This window comes from Stenotrophomonas sp. CS3K5 (assembly GCF_059515225.1).
This window is the reverse complement of the sequence record NZ_JCAKRX010000014.1, coordinates 110,635-128,561: the sequence shown is the minus strand read 5'-3', so window position 1 is coordinate 128,561 and position 17,927 is coordinate 110,635. Positions and strand designations below refer to the sequence as shown.

At 67.4% G+C, this 17,927-nt stretch carries 14 protein-coding genes; 12 read left to right on the top strand and 2 right to left on the bottom strand.

The window, feature by feature from the left end; all coding sequences use genetic code 11:
• From AC5YGJ_RS18260 to AC5YGJ_RS18235, 6 genes are all read left to right on the top strand, one after another.
• A partial coding sequence (locus tag AC5YGJ_RS18260; protein WP_496187345.1) for a hypothetical protein occupies positions 1 to 214 on the top strand: 214 nt, incomplete at its 5' end.
• A gap of 285 nt (positions 215 to 499) precedes the next feature.
• Positions 500 to 1,675 carry a phosphoglycerate kinase gene (locus AC5YGJ_RS18255; RefSeq protein ID WP_496187344.1) on the top strand — a complete coding sequence of 392 codons (1,176 nt, stop codon included), beginning with the start codon at positions 500 to 502 and terminating at the stop codon, positions 1,673 to 1,675.
• Positions 1,672 to 2,325, top strand: a complete 654-nt coding sequence (locus tag AC5YGJ_RS18250; protein ID WP_107231691.1) for an HAD hydrolase-like protein — start codon at positions 1,672 to 1,674, stop codon at positions 2,323 to 2,325. Before AC5YGJ_RS18255 ends, AC5YGJ_RS18250 begins: the two co-directional genes overlap by 4 nt.
• Before the next feature lie 211 nt (positions 2,326 to 2,536).
• Positions 2,537 to 4,003 carry a pyruvate kinase gene (gene pyk, locus AC5YGJ_RS18245; protein WP_107231692.1) on the top strand — a complete coding sequence of 489 codons (1,467 nt, stop codon included), beginning with the start codon at positions 2,537 to 2,539 and terminating at the stop codon, positions 4,001 to 4,003.
• Positions 4,004 to 4,203: 200 nt separating this feature from the next.
• A complete protein-coding gene (locus tag AC5YGJ_RS18240) occupies positions 4,204 to 5,208 on the top strand; it encodes a class I fructose-bisphosphate aldolase (protein WP_107231693.1) in 1,005 nt (334 codons plus the stop codon).
• Between the two features lie 129 nt (positions 5,209 to 5,337).
• A complete protein-coding gene (locus tag AC5YGJ_RS18235) occupies positions 5,338 to 6,444 on the top strand; it encodes an iron-sulfur cluster assembly protein (RefSeq protein ID WP_249843012.1) in 1,107 nt (368 codons plus the stop codon).
• Positions 6,445 to 6,535: 91 nt separating this feature from the next.
• Here the strand turns inward: AC5YGJ_RS18235 and AC5YGJ_RS18230 are convergent, their stop codons facing one another.
• Positions 6,536 to 7,135: an O-acetyl-ADP-ribose deacetylase gene (locus AC5YGJ_RS18230; RefSeq protein WP_249843013.1), complete on the bottom strand. Its 600-nt coding sequence runs from the start codon at positions 7,133 to 7,135 to the stop codon at positions 6,536 to 6,538.
• 211 nt (positions 7,136 to 7,346) lie between these two features.
• The gene (cysK, locus tag AC5YGJ_RS18225; RefSeq protein ID WP_496187343.1) at positions 7,347 to 8,306 is read right to left on the bottom strand and encodes a cysteine synthase A; all 960 of its coding nucleotides are present in this window, start codon (positions 8,304 to 8,306) and stop codon (positions 7,347 to 7,349) included.
• 208 nt (positions 8,307 to 8,514) lie between these two features.
• Here cysK and AC5YGJ_RS18220 point away from each other — a divergent pair, with 208 nt between their 5' ends.
• The 6 genes from AC5YGJ_RS18220 (at position 8,515) to AC5YGJ_RS18195 (ending at position 17,766) form a co-directional block, all read left to right on the top strand.
• Positions 8,515 to 9,498, top strand: coding sequence for a LysR family transcriptional regulator (locus AC5YGJ_RS18220; protein ID WP_107231697.1), 984 nt, complete (start codon positions 8,515 to 8,517; stop codon positions 9,496 to 9,498).
• A gap of 584 nt (positions 9,499 to 10,082) precedes the next feature.
• Positions 10,083 to 10,514, top strand: a complete 432-nt coding sequence (locus AC5YGJ_RS18215; protein ID WP_496187347.1) for a DUF2946 domain-containing protein — start codon at positions 10,083 to 10,085, stop codon at positions 10,512 to 10,514.
• A 71-nt stretch (positions 10,515 to 10,585) separates the two neighbouring features.
• Positions 10,586 to 12,649 carry a TonB-dependent copper receptor gene (locus tag AC5YGJ_RS18210; protein ID WP_496187342.1) on the top strand — a complete coding sequence of 688 codons (2,064 nt, stop codon included), beginning with the start codon at positions 10,586 to 10,588 and terminating at the stop codon, positions 12,647 to 12,649.
• Between the two features lie 299 nt (positions 12,650 to 12,948).
• Positions 12,949 to 14,055, top strand: a complete 1,107-nt coding sequence (locus tag AC5YGJ_RS18205) for an efflux RND transporter periplasmic adaptor subunit (protein WP_496187341.1) — start codon at positions 12,949 to 12,951, stop codon at positions 14,053 to 14,055.
• Positions 14,052 to 17,177: an efflux RND transporter permease subunit gene (locus AC5YGJ_RS18200; RefSeq protein ID WP_496187340.1), complete on the top strand. Its 3,126-nt coding sequence runs from the start codon at positions 14,052 to 14,054 to the stop codon at positions 17,175 to 17,177. Before AC5YGJ_RS18205 ends, AC5YGJ_RS18200 begins: the two co-directional genes overlap by 4 nt.
• The gene (locus AC5YGJ_RS18195; RefSeq protein WP_249843017.1) at positions 17,170 to 17,766 is read left to right on the top strand and encodes a GNAT family N-acetyltransferase; all 597 of its coding nucleotides are present in this window, start codon (positions 17,170 to 17,172) and stop codon (positions 17,764 to 17,766) included. Before AC5YGJ_RS18200 ends, AC5YGJ_RS18195 begins: the two co-directional genes overlap by 8 nt.
• Positions 17,767 to 17,927: the final 161 nt, after the last annotated feature.

Sequence of the window (17,927 nt, the reverse complement as noted above, 5' to 3'; positions counted from 1 at the left end):
CGCGAACCCACCCCGCCCGGCCTCTGAAAGTTTCTGGTTGCTTCCACCCACGGAAGAGAAAGAAGAAGTGCAAGAGCGGAAGCGGGTCGCTTCGCTCGACGGCCATCGGGGTCAGATCCGTTTTCCGCAGGAAAACGGATCTGACCCCTTCCTTCTTCATCCGACACCACAAACTGCTCTTGCTCCTGCCTTTGCCATCCGATCCGCCACATGAGCCTGTCGAGGCCGGGGCGGTGTGGGTTGGCAGGGGTGTCCGCGGCATGGATGCCGCGGCCAAGCCCCCAAGGACGGGTTTACGGCGTCCCCTGCCAGCCCACACCGCCCCGGCCCACCCACAGCATCATGAAGCGCCAGCGCTTCGGCTGTTGCAGTTGCCGTTGCCGTTGCCGTTGCCGTACGCCTCTGCGTGCCGCAGGCATCGGCCCTCCCACCACCCGCACCCGATACAATGGCGGTCTGCCGCATCCCGGCATCCCGTCCCTGAGCCAAAGAGTTGCCCATGTCCATCGTCCGCATGACCGACCTCGACCTCTCCGGCAAGCGCGTGCTGATCCGCCAGGATCTGAACGTGCCGATCGAGAATGGCCGCATCACTTCCGAACAGCGCATCACCGCTTCGCTGCCGACGCTCAAGCGCGCACTGGAGCAGGGCGCCGCGGTGATGGTCACCTCGCACCTGGGGCGCCCGAAGGAAGGCGTGTGGAGCGAAGCCGATTCGCTGGCTCCGGTCGCCGCCCGCCTGTCCGAGCTGCTCGGCCGCGAGGTTCCGCTGGTGCGTGACTGGGTTGACGGCGTGGACGTGCAGCCAGGCCAGCTGGTGCTGCTGGAAAACTGCCGCATGAACGTGGGCGAGGGCAAGGATGATGAAGCCCTGTCGAAGCAGTACGCCGCACTGTGCGATGTGTTCGTGATGGATGCCTTTGGTACCGCGCACCGCGCCCAGGCCTCCACCCACGGCGTCATCCGCTTTGCCCCGGTGGCCGCCGGCGGCCCGCTGCTGATGGCCGAGCTGGATGCGCTGGCGCAGGCACTGGACGCGCCGGCCAAGCCGTTGCTGGCCATCGTGGCCGGCAGCAAGGTCAGCACCAAGCTGGAACTGCTGGCCAATCTGGTTGGCAAGGTCGATCAGCTGATTGTCGGCGGCGGCATCGCCAACACCTTCATCGCCGCCGCCGGCTACAGCGTCGGCAAGTCGCTGTACGAACCGGACCTGCTGGATACTGCCAGGAAGATCGTGGCCGATGCCAAGGCGCGCGGCGCCGACATCCCGCTGCCGGTGGACGTGGTCACCGCCAAGCAGTTCCTGCCCGATGCCGCTGCCGAAGTGAAGGCGGTCGACGCCGTTGCCGAAGACGACCTGATCCTGGACATCGGCCCGCAGACCGCCGCGCAGTACGCGCAGCTGATCGAAAAGGCCGGCACTGTGGTCTGGAATGGCCCGGTCGGTGTGTTCGAGTTCGAAGCGTTCAGCAAGGGCACCGAAGCGCTGGCCCGCGCCATCGCCAGCTCGCCGGCATTTTCCATTGCCGGCGGTGGCGACACCCTGGCGGCGGTCGACAAGTTCGATATCGCCAAGGACGTCAGCTACATCTCCACCGGTGGTGGCGCGTTCCTGGAGTTCCTGGAAGGCAAGACCCTGCCGGCAGTGGCGGCACTGGAGGCGCGCGGCGCATGAGTGCCGACCCGCGCAGGGATGTCCTGTTCTTCGACCTGGACGGCACGCTGATCGATTCGCAGGTGGGCATCACCGCCTGCATCGCCTATGCGTTGCAGAAGATGGACCATCCAGTGCCGGCGCAGGACACGCTGCTGGGCTGGATCGGTCCGTCGCTGCGCACCACCTTCGCGCCGCTGTTTGGTGAACCGGCGCGTGTGGAGCAGGCGGTGGGCTATTACCGCGAGCGTTTCGACGCCGAAGGTTGGCGCGAGCACACCGTGTATCCGCAGATCGAAGACACCCTGCGCACACTGCATGGTCGCGGCCACCGCCTGGCGGTGGTTACGGCCAAGAACGAGCCGCACGCGCGCCGTATCCTCGCCCACCTGCCTTTTGGTGGGCTGTTCGAGGAGATCGTCGGTTCCACCCTGGACGGCTCACGCAGCCACAAGCCGGAACTGGTCGGAGAGGCGCTGCGCCGCCTGCGGGTGCAGCCGGCACAGTGCTGGATGATCGGCGACCGTCGCATGGACATCGAAGGCGCACGTCACCACGGCCTGCGCAGTGTCGGTGTGCTGTGGGGCTTTGGTGGCGAGGCCGAACTCACCGAAGCCGGTGCCGGCCAGCTGGCACGCGAGCCGGCGCAGCTGACGACGCTGCTGGCCTAACTTCCTGTAGAGCCGAGCCCATGCTCGGCTGATTGCGGCCCAAGGCCCAGCCGGGCATGGCCCGGCGCTACCGGTCTCCCTGCGCCAGCGTATGTCCGGGGCATGTCCGTTGCATGACCCGCGAAGTCAGGTGGCGCAAGGATGTAACCGTATACATGGGGCGTGAAGGATGTGCTAATTTCCGTTCTTTAACGGGAGAGGCCCCTTCACCATGTTCGAGCGTCAGCGTCGCACCAAGATCCTTGCCACCCTCGGTCCGGCCACTGATCCGCCGGGCGTGCTGGAGGATCTGTTCCGCGCCGGCGTCAACGTGGTGCGTCTGAACTTCAGCCACGGTGACCCGTCCGGCCAAGCCAAGCGTGCCGCCGAAGTGCGTGCCGCCGCGGCGCGCGTGGGCGTGGAAGTGGGCATCCTGGCCGACCTGCCGGGCCCGAAGATCCGCATCGAGCGCTTCGCCGAAGGCAAGGTGCAGCTGAAGGCGGGCGACCGCTTCGATCTGATCGCCAGCGAGAACGCCGGCCCGGGCAACGCCAGCCAGGTCGGCGTCAGCTACCTCGGCCTGCCGCAGGACGTCGGCCCCGGTGATGTGCTGCTGCTCGACGATGGTCTGATGCAGCTGCAGGTGGTGGAAGTGCAGGGCGACCGCATCGTCAACACCGTGCTCAACGATGGTGTGCTGTCCGACCGCAAGGGCCTGAACAAGCAGGGCGGCGGCCTGTCGCTGGGCGCGCTGACCGAGCGTGACAAGGAACTGATCGGCATCGTCGCCAAGATCGGCGTGGACTTCATCGCCGTGTCGTTCTGCCGCAACGCGCAGGACATGAACGATGCGCGCGAGATCGCCCGCTCGCACGGTTGCGATGCTGCCCTGGTGTCGAAGATCGAGCGCACCGAGGCGATCGAGAACCTGGAAGAAATCGTCGAGGCCAGCGACGTGGTGATGGTGGCCCGCGGTGACCTGGGCGTGGAAATCGGCGACGCCGAACTGCCGGGCCTGCAGAAGAAGATCATCAAGGCCTCACTGGCGCAGAACAAGGTGGTGATCACCGCCACGCAGATGCTGCAGTCGATGGTGGAAAGCCCGATCCCGACCCGCGCCGAAGTGCTGGACGTGGCCAACTCGGTCATCGACGGTACCGACGCGGTGATGCTGTCGGCCGAAACCGCCGCCGGCGCCTACCCGGTCAAGGCCGTGGAAGCGATGGCACGCATCTGCCTGGGCGCCGAGCGCCAGTTCCAGACCGAGACCGATTTCAACGCCTCGCCGCGCAATCTGGAGCGTGCCGACCAGGCCATCGCCATGGCCACCATGTTCCTGTCGCAGCACGTGGGCGTGCGCGCGATCGTGGCGATGACCGAATCCGGTGGCACTGCACGTTACCTGTCGCGTTTCCGCGCCAAGGCGCCGGTGTTCGCGGTGACCCGCCATGACGGCGCACGCCGGCAGATGGCGCTGATGCGCGATGTCTACCCGATCAACTTCGACAGCCGCGGGCTGACCCCGCGCGAAGCCGCACGGGGCAGCATCCGCCTGCTGGTGGAATCGGAGCTGCTGCAGGCCGGTGACCGCGTCGTATTCACCAGCGGCGAGCACATGGAGACGCTGGGCGCGACCAACACCCTGCGCCTGCTGGAAGTGGGCGAGGACGGCCGCGCCAGCGGCCTGGGCGACCTGTAAGCGGAACCGCCGGGTCAGGGTCAGAGCCCCATCGGGGATCCGACCCCGGGGTCGGATCCCCGCAGGGGCTCTGACCCCATGGCGCAGGACACGCGTTGTCCTGCGCGGACATTGGAATCGTTTCCATCCTGGCCTCGACGTCGAGGCAACGGGTGGCGGGGCTATACTTACGTTTTTCCCGCACCCGCCACAGGAAGTACATGAGCATCGAACAGCTGGCTGAAACCGCCCAGGCCATGGTTGCCCCGGGCAAGGGCATCATCGCGATCGACGAATCCACCGCTACCATCGCCAAGCGTTTTGCTGGCGTCGGCATCGAGAACACCGAGGAGAACCGTCGTGCCTACCGCGAACTGCTGCTGACCACGCCGAAGCTCAACGAGCACATTTCCGGCGCCATCCTGTACGACGAAACCATCCGCCAGTCGACCAAGGACGGCGTGCCGTTCGCCAAGTACATGGCCGACCACGGCATGATTCCGGGCATCAAGGTGGACAAGGGTGCGCACCCGCTGGCCGGCTGCCCGGGTGAGCTGGTGACCGAAGGCCTGGACGGCCTGCGCGAGCGCCTGCAGGAGTACTACAAGCTGGGCGCGCGCTTTGCCAAGTGGCGTGCGGTGATCAACATCGGCGAGAGCATTCCGTCGGGCACCTGCATCGAGTCCAACGCCCACGCGCTGGCCCGCTATGCGGCGCTGTGCCAGGAATGCGGCCTGGTGCCGATGGTCGAGCCGGAAGTGATCATGGACGGCGACCACGATATCGAGACCTGCTACGAAGTGACCGAAGCGACCCTGCGTTCGCTGTTCGATGCGCTGTACCAGCAGAACGTGCTGCTGGAAGGCACCATCCTGAAGGCCTCGATGGTCATCTCCGGCAAGGGCTGCGATGAGCAGGCCGACGTCGAGGAAGTGGCCGAATCGACCGTGATGTGCCTCAAGAGCACCGTGCCGGCGATCCTGCCGGGCGTGGTGTTCCTGTCCGGCGGCCAGACCGACGAACAGTCCACCGCACACCTGAACGCGATGAACCAGCTGGGCAACCTGCCGTGGCCGCTCAGCTTCTCCTACGGCCGTGCCATGCAGCAGGCCGCGCTGAAGCTGTGGGCCAAGGACATGAAGGGCAACTACGCTGCGGCGCAGAAGACCGTGTTCGAGCGCGCCAAGGACAACGGCCTGGCCGCGCTGGGCAAGTGGAACGGTTGATCCGTTCCATCGCAGGATGAACAGGGCAACGCCGGCATCACGCCGGCGTTTGCTTTTGCGGGTATCGTTTCCGCCCCCGCGTGCCCGGCCGGCATGCGGGAACTACATGGAAGGCCAAGGAGAAACAACATGCGTTTGGCAGCACTCACACTGGCCGTTGCCACGGCCCTGGTCGCCGGCGGTTGCAACCGCATCGGTGGCAGCGCGGATGCGGGCAAGGCCGCATCGCTGGAATTCGACAAGCCGGTGTCCGGCGAGATCACCTCGCGCAGCGGCATCAACTTCAACGACGGCAGCCATCACCAGCTCTACCAGATCACGCTGGCCGACAAGGATCTGGTCGGCCTGAAGCTGACCGGTGCACTGAGCGGCTCGATCGCCGTGTTCAGCAACGGCAGCCTGGTGTCCACCAGCAACACCGGCTACGAGCGCGAAGGTGACGTTTCGCTGGCCTTCCGTGCCAACGGTGGCGGCACCTACCAGGTGGCGGTCAACGCCGATGGCGCTACCGCCTTTGGCCCGTATCGCCTGCGCGCCGAGAAGCTGAAGCCGTATGACGGCAAGCCGCTGGTGGGCAGTGGCGAGGTGGTCGACATGCTGGCCAGCGATTCGCAGGACTACACGCTGCAGGTGGAGAAGGAAGGCCTGTACGAGATTCGCCTGGTGTCGGACGTGTTCGATCCGGTGCTGAAGCTGTCCGGTCAGGGCGTGGATGCCGAGAACGACGATGGCGGTGACAGCACCAACTCGCGCCTGAGCCTGTCGCTGAAGCCGGGCAAGTACACCCTGACCGCGCGTGGCCTCGGCAGCGGCGTCAATGGCATGTTCACCCTGACCGCCACACGCATCGAGCTGCCGGGCAATCTGGTCGAGCGTGACGGCAGCGCGCTGCCGAGCTCGGGCAGCGTCTACACCATGCTCGACAATGAGGGCCGCCGCCGCTTCCTGCTGACTCTGGATCGCCCGGCCGACGTGCGTCTGGATGCGATCTCCAGCCAGGTCGACACTGTGCTGCGCGTGGTTGGTGGCGACGTCGAGCTGAGCGACGACGATGGTGGCAATGGCACCAATGCGCGCCTGCAGCAAACGCTGCCGGCCGGTCACTACACCGTGGACGTGTCCAGCCTGAACGACGCTGCCGGTCTGGTGGAAGTGCGCGTGCAGGTGGAGGGTGCCAGCGCGGGTGCTGACGCCGCCGCGGCCGAAGACGCCGCCGAGGAAGCCGCCAGCCCATGAGGTAGATCCACGCCATGCGTGGATGACACTGGCCGCACAACGGAAAAGGCCGGGCAATGCCCGGCCTTTCTTCGTTCTCCCAACCCGTCGCTCAATGCGCGGCGGCCAGGCCTGCATCGCCCAGCGGCGGTAACATCGCGCCGCGCGGCTCGCTCTCCGGGCTCTGGCCCGCCGCAGCCAATGCCTGCTGATAGGCCTTGGCCGTGGCCGTATTGAAGGCGACCAGCACGATGCGCATCGGCTGCGCATGGCTGCGCTGCCACGCCAGCGTTTCGGTCACCGCGATCTGCGCGGCCTGGTACAGCGGATAGCCATACACACCGCAACTGATGGCCGGGAACGCGATCGACTGCACGCCCAACGACTCGGCCAGCTGCAGCGATTTCCAGTAGCAGTTGGCCAGCAGTGCCGGTTCGTCGCGCTGGCCGTCGTGCCAGACCGGACCGACCGTGTGCAGTACATGTCGCGCCGGCAACGCATAGGCACCGGTGGCGCGTACTTCGCCGGTCGGGCAGCGTACGCCCGGGCGCAGCTCCGGCAACTGCGCACATTCGGTCAGCAATGCGGCGCCGGCCGCGCGATGGATCGCGCCGTCGACACCGCCGCCACCGAGCAGTGTTTCATTGGCCGCGTTGACGATCGCATCCACCGCCAGGGTCGTGATGTCGCCCTGCCAAACTTCGATCTTCATGCGTCCGTCTCCTGCCTGTGAGGTGATCCGCGCAGCCTCTGCGCCGGCTGTTCCCACGGTAGGGGACAGGGCATCGATACTGCGTCATGACCGTCTCACGCGCTGCGATCCGACGGCCTTCACGCACGATGGCGGGCGACGCCTTCACGCAGGCTGAAGCAGAAAGGGGTCAGCGCCTTTTCCGAACGGAAAAGGCCACTGACCCCGGGTGTCACGGCAGGCCGGCCAACCAGTCGTCGTCGGAGCCCTCGTTCACGTCGGCAAACAGCGGCGTGGAGAAGTAGCGTTCGCCGGTGTCCGGCAGCATCGCCAGGATCACCGAGCCCGGTTCGGCGCGCGCCGCGACGTCCAGCGCGCTGGCCACGGTGGCGCCTGCGGAGATGCCGACGAAAATGCCTTCCTCGGCCGCCAGCCGGCGTGCGGTGGCAATGGCACGGTCGTCGTCGACCGACACCAGCTCGTCCACCACATCGCGGTTGAGCACGTCGGGCACGAAGTCCGGGGTCCAGCCCTGGATCTTGTGCGGCTTCCAGTCATCGCCCTTCAGCAGCGCGGCACCGGCCGGCTCGGTAGCGATGATGCGGGTCTGCGGGCGCGCGACCTTCAGTACTTCGCCTACGCCGGTGAGCGTGCCGCCGGTGCCCCAGCCGCTGACGAAGTAGTCCAGCCGCTTGCCGGCGAAGTCGCGCAGGATCTCGGCGGCGGTGGTGTTGCGGTGATAGGCCGGATTGGCCGGGTTGGCGAACTGGCTGGCCAGGAACCAGCCATGCTGCTCGGCCAGTTCACGCGCCTTGCGCACCATGCCGCTGCCACGTTCGGCGGCTGGGGTCAGGATCACCTTGGCACCGTAGGCGCGCATCAGTTTGCGGCGTTCCACCGAGAACGTCTCGACCATGGTCGCCACGAACTTGTAACCACGTGCGGCGGCGACCATCGCCAGCGCCACGCCGGTGTTGCCCGAGGTGGCCTCGACGATGGTGTCGCCCGGCTTGAGCAGGCCACGCGCTTCGGCGTCGAGGATGATCGCCAGCGCCAGGCGGTCCTTCACCGAGCCGCCGGGGTTGAACGACTCGACCTTGGCGTAGACGCTGACCTGTGGCGGCGCCAGGCGCTGCAGCCTGACGATGGGGGTGTTGCCGACGGTATCGAGGATGGAGTCGTACAGGGCCATGGATGCACTCCGGAAACGGGGCCGCGCCGGGGATCGGCGGGCAAAGGGGGAGGGCTGGCTGTTCAGGCCAGCGGCTGCCGGCTGACCGTAGCGCCGGCATATGACGCCCGGAAATGACCAGATACCTTTCTTAAACAACCTTTGGTTATAAGCTGGTGACGGCAATTGACCCTAGAGTGGACCTCCGCCCCATGCCGCCCGCCTGCCCATGACGCTGACCCAGCTGCGCTACCTGGTTGCCATCGCCGACGCTGAGCTGAACATCACGCTGGCCGCCTCGCGCGTGCACGCCACCCAGCCCGGCCTGTCCAAGCAGCTCAAGCAGCTGGAGGACGAGCTCGGCTTCCTGTTGTTCGTGCGCAAGGGGCGCAGTCTGGAATCGGTCACCCCGGCCGGCACCGAGGTCATTTCGCGTGCCCGTGCGGTGCTGGCCGAAGCCAACAACATCCGGACCTATGCGGCCAACCAACGCCGTGAAAGCCAGGGCCAGCTGATCCTGACCACCACCCACACCCAGGCGCGTTTCGTACTGCCGCCGGCGGTGGCGGCGATCAAGCAGGCCTACCCGCAGGTCAGCGTGCATCTGCAGCAGGCGGCCGAAGCCGATGCGCTGGACCGGTTGAAGCAGGGTGATGCCGATATCGCCATCATCAGTACGGCCGGCAGTGAACCGACCGATGGCATCGCGGTGCCGCTGTTCCGCTGGCGGCGATTGGTGGTGGTGCCCAAGGGCCACCCGCTGGACCGCGCCGGGCGCGTGCCGGACCTGGCCGCGCTGGCCCGACAACCGCTGATCAGCTATGAATCCTCCACGCGCCCGAACTCGTCGCTGCAGCGCGCCTTCGCCGCACATGGCCTGGTGCCCGATCTGGCGCTGACCGCGCTGGATGCCGATCTGATCAAGACCTACGTGCGCACTGGGCTGGGCGTGGGCCTGCTGGCCGAGATGGCGGTCAGTGCCAATGATGAAGACCTGAAGGCATGGCCGGCGCCGGATCCGATCAGTGAGTGCATCGCCTGGGCGGTGCTGCCGCGCGACCGGGTGCTGCGCGATTACGCGCTGGAGCTGGTGCATGTGCTGGCCCCGCAGATCGACCCGCGCGATCTGCGAAGGGTGCTGGATGGCAACCAGGCCGCCGCGTGGCCGGTGCCGCCGACGTGGGAATCGCTGACCCAGACCATCACGGTGTGAGGGGGGCGAGCAGGGCTGCGCCCTGCACCTGCTGCAAACCGGAGCAACAGCAACGTCAACGTCAAAAGCTCGCTATCCGTGGGATGGCGGGGCGGTGTCGGAGTGCGGGGACGCCGTGAACCCATCCCTGGGGGCTTGGCAGCCGCATCCATGCGGCTGACACCCCGCACTCCGACACCGCCCCACCTCTGAGAGATTCCGGCGGCTGGTGGTAGGTGTCGACCTTGGTCGACACATCTGTCAGATATCGAAATACATCTGGGGTCAGATCCGTTTTCCTTCGGAAAACGGATCTGACCCCAAAAGCCGTTCCAACAGCTCGCAGAAAACTGTCGAAGGCGAGGTGGGTCCGGTTGCGGGGGCGTGAGCGCCATGGATGGCGCGACCGAGCCTCCATGGACGGATTCACGGCGTCCCCCGCAACCGGACCTACCCCGCCTACCCACAGGAAACTGCTTTTGCTTTTGTTGTTGCTTCGGCTCTTGCCGTGGTCTCTGCGGGTGCAGGGCGCAGCCCTGCCGATGAACCCCTCCTGCGACGGTTCGTCGCACGGGCATCCCGGCAGCCGGCTCTACACTAGCGCGGTGCCCCGCCTGTCCCGCCCGCAACGCCTTCTGCTCCAGCTCGCCGTCCTGGCGACGCTGCTGATGGTGCTTGCGCCACTGGTCAGCCGCGCGCTGCAGGCGCCGCCGATGGACCACGCGGCGGTGGAGGGCATGGATCACGCCGCAATGGGCCATGACATGCACGACATGGCCATGGCCGGGCACGATCAGCACAACGCTGCGACAACAGCACCCAGTCGGCCGGCCGATCCCCACGCCATGCACGGCGAAGCCTGCGAATACTGCGTGCTGGCCATGCGCCTGCTGCCCTGGCTGGCGGTGCTGGTGCTGCTGTTGCCGCTGCTGTGGCGGCCGCGGCTGACCTTCGCGTGGGCGCAGCAGCTGCTGCCGGCGCTGCGCTGGCCGGCACATGCCGCGCGTGGGCCGCCGCGCCGCTCCATCGTCCGCTGATGTCCCCATTAATCTGCCGCACGACGTCCGCAGGGACGCCGTGCGCGCTTGCGTACCCTGGAGCTGTTCCGATGAAAATGACTTCCCGCCCTGCGGGCGCCTGCGCGCGCCTGCCGGTTGCCCTCGGCCTGGCCGTGGCCGCGTCACTGGCACACGCTGCGCCTGCCGAAGAAGCGCGCACCCTCGATACGCTGGTGGTCACCGCTGCCGCGCCGTCTTCGCCGCTGCACTGGGAGACCGATCCGCGCCTGCCCCGGCAGCCGGTACCAGCCAGTGACGGCGCCGACTACCTGAAAACCGTTCCCGGCTTCTCCGCCATCCGCAATGGCGGCACCAATGGGGACCCGGTGCTGCGCGGCATGTTCGGTTCGCGCCTGAACATCCTCAGCAACGACGGCAACCTGATCGGTGCCTGCCCCTCGCGCATGGACAATCCGCTGTCCTACATCGCGCCGGAAAGCTTCGACCGGCTGATCATCATCAAGGGGCCACAGAGCGTGCGCTGGGGCGCCGGTGCCTCGGCCGGCACCGTGCGCTTCGAACGCGATACGCCACGCTTCGAGGAACCGGGCCTGCGCGCCGATGCCAGTGCCCTGGTTGGTTCGCGCAACCGCAATGACCAGGTGCTGGACCTGACCCTGGGCAACCCGACTGGTTACCTACGCGCCAGCGGCAACCGTTCCGAGGCCGATGACTACAAGGATGGCCACGGTGAGGTGGTGCCGTCGAAGTGGCGCAAGTGGAATGGCGACGTGGCCGTCGGCTGGACGCCGGATCCGGACACGCTGCTGGAAGTCTCCGCCGGTGCCGGCGATGCGATCGCGCGTTATGCCGGGCGCGGCATGGACGGTGCCGCGTTCGAGCGAACCAGCTACGCGGCGCGTTTCGAGAAGCGCAACCTGCCCGGTGCCTGGGACACGTTGCAGGCCAATGTGTACTACAACGAAGCCGACCATGTGATGGACAACTACACGCTGCGCACGCCGAATCCGCACAGCATGATGCCGATGCCGATGGCATCGAACGTGGACCGCCGTACCCAGGGCGGCCGCGTCAGTTCCGAGTGGCGCTGGCAGGACGTGCAGCTGGTGGCCGGTGTGGACGGCGAGGACAGCCGTCATCGTGGCCGCATGGGCATGGGCCGTGACACCTACAGGCAGGCCGACTGGCAGACCGATGCCAACTTCAGTCGCTATGGCCTGTTCACCGAACTGACACTGGGCGCTGGCAGCGACCAGCGCTGGATCAGTGGCCTGCGCATCGATCGCGCCAGCGTGCGCGATGAGCGGCCGTCGATCCGCGGCATGATGGGCAACCTGCCCAACCCGACCGCGGGCCAGCGCCGCAAGGAATGGCTGGGCAGCGGCTTCCTGCGCTACGAGCAGGACCTGGCCGACGGCCTGACCTGGTACGCCGGCCTCGGCCACAGCCAGCGCATGCCCGACTACTGGGAGCTGTTCTCACCCGATCATGGCCCGGCCGGTGCACCGAACGCGTTTGCCGGCATCCAGCCCGAGCGCACCACCCAGCTCGACATCGGCCTGCAGTACAAGGGGCCGCGCGTGCAGGCCTGGGTCTCGGCCTACGCCGGGCAGATCCATGACTACATCCTGTTCACCTATCACGGCAGCGGCATGATGGGCATGAGCCAGGCCAGCAACATCGATGCGCGCATCGCCGGCGCCGAGGCGGGTCTGGATGTGCGCGTGGGCGCGCAATGGAAGCTGGGCGGTACATTGGCCTATGCCTGGGGCGAGAACCGCGACCAGCAGCGTCCGCTGCCGCAGATGCCGCCGCTGGAAGCGCGCCTGAGCGCGAACTGGGAAGGCCAGCGCTGGAGTGCCGGTGCATTGGTGCGTGCCGTGACCCAGCAGCATCGTGTCGCAGATGGACAGGGCAACGTGGTGGCCCAGGACCTCGGGCCGAGCGCGGGGTTCGCCACCCTCGCACTCAATGCGGCCTACCGCTTCAATCCGCAGCTGCAGCTCAGCGCCGGCGTCGACAACCTGTTCGACCGTGCCTACAGCGAGCATCTGAACCTGGCCGGCAGTGCCGACTTCGGCTTCCCGGCCGATCCGGTCCGCATCAACGAGCCCGGTCGCAGCGTCTGGATGAAGGTGAATTACCGGTACTGATCCGCCGGGCATGGCCCGGTGCTACCCATGCACCGGGCAAAAAAACGGGGCCGGATCCCCGCCAGGATCCGCCCCCACCCGACGCCCTCTGTCGGGCACCTTCGACTCTACGATGACAGCGCAGTCGATGGGGCACCGGATACACCCCGACACACGCCGACACCGCGCCCTTCAGCCTTGCACGGAACGGGTTCAAGGCGCCATCGCAATATCGGTTCCACGACGGTAAACGCTTGGCACATACCGCTTTTGCGGGCCCTTGCCTACACTCGGCGGCCGTGGATCAATCAGGACCGTTCATGTTGGCTCGTATCGCTTCGACCCTGGCCTTCGGCCTCAGCCTGGCCGTGCTGGCCGGGTGCGCAGGCAAACCGGAGGCCGCCGCACGCCGGCAGGGGGAAGCGGTGCCGGTCACCGCGCAGGTCGTGCAGTCCAGGCCGTGGAATGACACCCTGCAGGCGCTGGGCACGGCCAAGGCGCGCGAGTCGATCAGCGTCACGGCCAAGGTCAGCGAGATCGTCGAGAAGGTGCATTTCGAGAGCGGCCAGCACATCGCCGCTGGTGCGCCGATCGTGACCCTGCGCGGGCAGGCTCAGGAAGCGGCGCTGGTACAGGCGCAGGCTACCTTCCACGAAGCCGACCGGCTGTACAAGCGCCAGCGCGAGCTGGCCACGCAGCGGCTGGTGTCCAGCGCCACGCTGGATACGCAGAAGTCGATCCGCGATGCCGCCGAGGCGCGGGTGACCCAGATGCAGTCGGACATCGGTGACCGTCGTGTGCGCGCACCGTTCGCCGGCGTGCTCGGCATCCGCCAGGTCAGCCCGGGCACGCTGCTGACACCGACCACGGTGATCGCCACGCTCGACGACATCGAGCATATGCATGTTGATTTCCAGGTGCCGGAAGTGGAACTGGCCGCGCTTGGTGTCGGTGACAAGGTCAGTGCCACCAGCGTGGCGTGGCCGGGCCGCAGCTTCGAGGGTGTGGTCAGCACCATCGACGCGCGCATCGACCCGGCCACCCGCGCGGTGACCGTGCGCGCCGACTTCGCCAACGGCGACCACGCGCTGCGCCCGGGCATGCTGCTCGATGTGCGCCTGTTCCGGCCCGAGCGCCCGGCGCTGGTGGTGCCGGAAATCGCCGTGGTGCAGGTTGGCCGCGATACCTTCGTTTACCGCATCAAGGCCGATGAAAGCGTCGAGCGCGTGGATGTGGTCACCGGTGCACGCCGCGCCGGCGTGGTGGAAATCAAGCAGGGCCTGGACGCCGGCCAGCGCATCGTGGTCGACGGCACCGGCAAGCTGCGCCCGGGCCTGAAGGTCGCGGCCAAGGACGCCGCACCTGCCAGCGGTGCGAAGCCGGCTGACGCGCCGGCGCCGGTCACAGCCGAGGGCCACGGCGGATGAAGCTGTCCGACATCTCCATCCAGCGGCCGGTGTTCGCCGTGGTGATGAGCCTGCTGCTGCTGGTGCTGGGCGTGATGTCGTTCACCCGGCTGACCCTGCGCGAGCTGCCGGCCATCGATCCGCCGATCGTCTCGGTGTCGGTGGACTACACCGGCGCGTCGGCGGCGGTCATCGAAAGCCGCATCACCCAGGTGCTGGAAGATGCGCTGGCCGGTATCGAAGGCATCGATACGATCAATGCGCGCAGCACCAATGGCCGCTCGCAGGTCAGCATCGAATTCACCTCCAACCGCGATATCGAAGCGGCGGCCAACGACGTGCGCGATGCGGTCAGCCGCGTCGCCGACCGCATGCCGGAAGAAGCGCGGCCGCCGGAAATCGCCAAGGTCGAAAGCGATGCCGACCCGATCATCTGGTTCAACATGGTCTCCTCGACCATGGACACGCTGGAACTGAGCGACTACGCCGACCGCTACGTGGTCGACCGCTTCTCCAGCCTCGATGGCGTGGCCCAGGTCCGCATCGGTGGCCGCCAGCGCTACGCAATGCGCATCTGGCTGGACCGTGACCAGCTGGCCGCGCGTGGGCTGACCACCGGCGATGTGGAAACCGCACTGCGCAACGAGAACGTCGAACTGCCGGCCGGTCGCATCGAGTCGACCGACCGCGATTTTACCCTGCGCGTGGAGCGCAACTACATCAAGCCCGAAGACTTCGCGACCATCCCGCTGGGCAAGGGCCGCGACGGCTATGTGGTGCGCATGGGCGACGTGGCGAAGATCGAGCTGGCCTCGGCCGAGCGTCGCGCCTACTACCGCAGCAACGGCGAGCCGGGCATCGGCCTGGGCATCGTCAAAACCTCCACCGCCAACTCGCTGGACGTGGCGCGCACCGCGCGTGCCGAAGCCGAGCGCGTGGCGCTGTCGTTGCCCAAGGGCACGCAGATCTTCGTGGCGTTCGACAACACCACCTTCATCGAAGCCGCTGTAGACCGCGTCTACGCCACGCTGGTGGAGGCGATGATCCTGGTGCTGGCGGTGATCTGGCTGTTCCTCGGCAGCTTCCGCGCCGCGCTGATTCCGGCGGTGACCGTGCCGGTCTGTCTGGTGGCCGCCTTCATCGCGCTGTATGCGTTCGACTTCTCGATCAACCTGCTGACCCTGCTGGCGCTGGTACTGTGCATCGGCCTGGTGGTGGACGATGCAATCGTGGTGGTGGAGAACGTGCAGCGCCGCATCGATCTGGGTGAGCCACCGCTGGTGGCCTCCAAGCGCGGCACTGCGCAGGTCGCCTTCGCGGTCATCGCCACCACCGCCGTGCTGGTGGCGGTGTTCCTGCCGGTCGGCTTCCTGGAAGGCAATACCGGACGATTGTTCCGCGAACTGGCGGTGGCGCTGGCCGCGGCGGTGGCGCTGTCTGCATTCGTGGCGCTGACGCTGACGCCGATGATGGCCTCCAAGCTGCTCAAGCCGCACACCGGTCAGGCACCGCGTGGCCTGCATGGCTTCATCAACCGCAACCTGGAACGCCTGGCATCGGGCTATGGCCGCGTGCTCGACCACCATGTCGACCGCACCTGGATCTACCTGCTGGTGATGGTGGCCGCGCTGGCTGCCAGCTGGGGCCTGCTGAAGCTGCTGCCGTCGGAGCTGGCGCCGGCCGAAGACCGCGGTTCGTTCCAGATCATGATCGACGGCCCGGAAGGCGCCGGCTACGACTACACCGTGCAGCAGGTGCAGCAGGTGGAAGCGCTGCTGGCACCGCATGTCGGCGCCGACAAGACCATCGCCCGTGCCAACCCGCGCGTGCCCGGCGGCTTCGGTGCCAGCGAGGAAATGCACACCGGCCGCGTCAGCATCTTCCTGCAACCGTGGCGCCAGCGCAGTGAGGCCACGCCGGATGTGGCCAATGAACTGCAGAAGGAACTGGACACGATCCGCGGCGTGCGCGTGCGTACCCAGGTCGGCGGCGGGCTGGTGCGCAGTGGCGGCCAGCCGTTCCAGATCGTGCTCGGCGGCCCGGAATATGCCGAGATCGCGCAGTGGCGCGACCGCATCCTGCTGCGCATGGCCGACAATCCCGGCCTGGTCGGCCCCGACTCGGACTACAAGGAAACCCGGCCGCAGATGCGGGTGAACATCGACCGCCAGCGTGCGGCCGACCTTGGCGTGCCGGTCACCGCGATCGGTTCGGCGCTGGAAACCATGATGGGTTCGCGCCGCGTCACCACCTTCGTCGACAACGGCGAGGAGTACGACGTGCTGGTGCAGGCCGGCCGCGATGGCCGCGCCAGCCCAGCCGATCTGGCCGCGATCCGCGTGCGTGCCACCTCCGGCGAGCTGGTGCCGCTGTCCAACCTGGTCACGCTGAGCGAAGTGGCCGAGGCCGGCACCCTGAACCGCTTCAACCGCCTGCGCTCGATCACCATCACCGCCGGGCTGGCACCGGGCTATCCGCTGGGCGAAGCCATCGCCTGGGCGCAGAACGTGGCCCGCGAGGAGCTGCCGCAGTACGCGCAGGTGAACTGGAAGGGTGAGTCGCGCGAATACCAGAGCGCTGGCGGCGCGGTGCTGCTGACCTTCGCCATGGCCCTGCTGGTGGTGTACCTGGTGCTGGCCGCGCAGTTCGAAAGCTTCATCCACCCGCTCACCATCATGCTGACCGTGCCGCTGGGTGTGCTCGGTGCGCTGGTCGGGCTGTGGGTGAGCGGGGGCACGGTGAACCTGTTCAGCCAGATCGGCATCGTCATGCTGGTCGGCCTGGCGGCGAAGAACGGCATCCTCATCGTCGAATTCGCCAACCAGCTGCGCGACGACGGGCGCACCGTGCGCGAGGCGATCATCGAATCGGCGATGGTGCGCCTGCGCCCGATCCTGATGACCTCGATCGCCACCGTGGTCGGTGCGATCCCGCTGGTGGTGGCCGGTGGTCCCGGCTCGGCCAGCCGTGGCACCATCGGTATCGTGATCATCTTCGGCGTGACCCTCTCGACGTTCCTGTCGCTGTTCGTGGTGCCGGCGTTCTACGCGCGGCTGGCCCCGTACACCCGTTCGCCGGAAGCAGTGAAGCGCGAACTGGAGAAGCAGGAAGCCGAGTCGCCCTCGGTCGGCGGCCATGCCTGACCCTCGCGCCGGCGGGGTGCCTGACGGGGTCGGTTCCCTTTCCCAACGGGAAAGGGCTCTGACCCCACCGCTGCAAGGCGACGGCTTCCAACTGCGCCCCTGGCGCCCCGACGATCTGGAATCACTGCTGCGCCACGCCAACGACCCCGACGTATCGCGCGGTCTGCGCGACCGCTTCCCGTACCCCTACACGCGTGCCGACGGCGAGGCCTTCCTCGCCGGTCGCGTGCTCACGCCGGGCACCCTGAACCTGGCCATCGAGATCGACGGCCAGGCCTGCGGCAGCGTCGGTGCGCAGCAGGGCAGCGCCGAGCGCGGTCATATGGCTGAACTTGGCTACTGGCTGGGCCAGGCCCATTGGGGCCAAGGCCTGATGACCCGCGTGGTCGGCCTGTTCGCGCCGTGGGTGATGGACGAACTGCGCCTGTTCAGGCTGCAGGCCGGGGTGGTCGACTTCAACCTCGGCTCGGCGCGGGTGCTGGAAAAGAACGGCTTCCAGGAAGAGGGGGTGGATCGCTGCGCGGTCTACAAGCGCGGCGTGCTGCACGACCTGCGCCGCTTCGCCCGGGTGCGCACGCAGCTGCCCTGACGCGCGGGCGGGTCGCTGTAGAGCCGAGCCCATGCTCGGCTGCCCCCCGGGGCCCCAAGCCGAGCATGGGCTCGGCTCTACAAAACAGCGCTACCGCAGCGGCCTTCGATCAGGGAGAATCGACCGGTCCCTTCCAGCCGACGGGACGTCCTTACAACCCG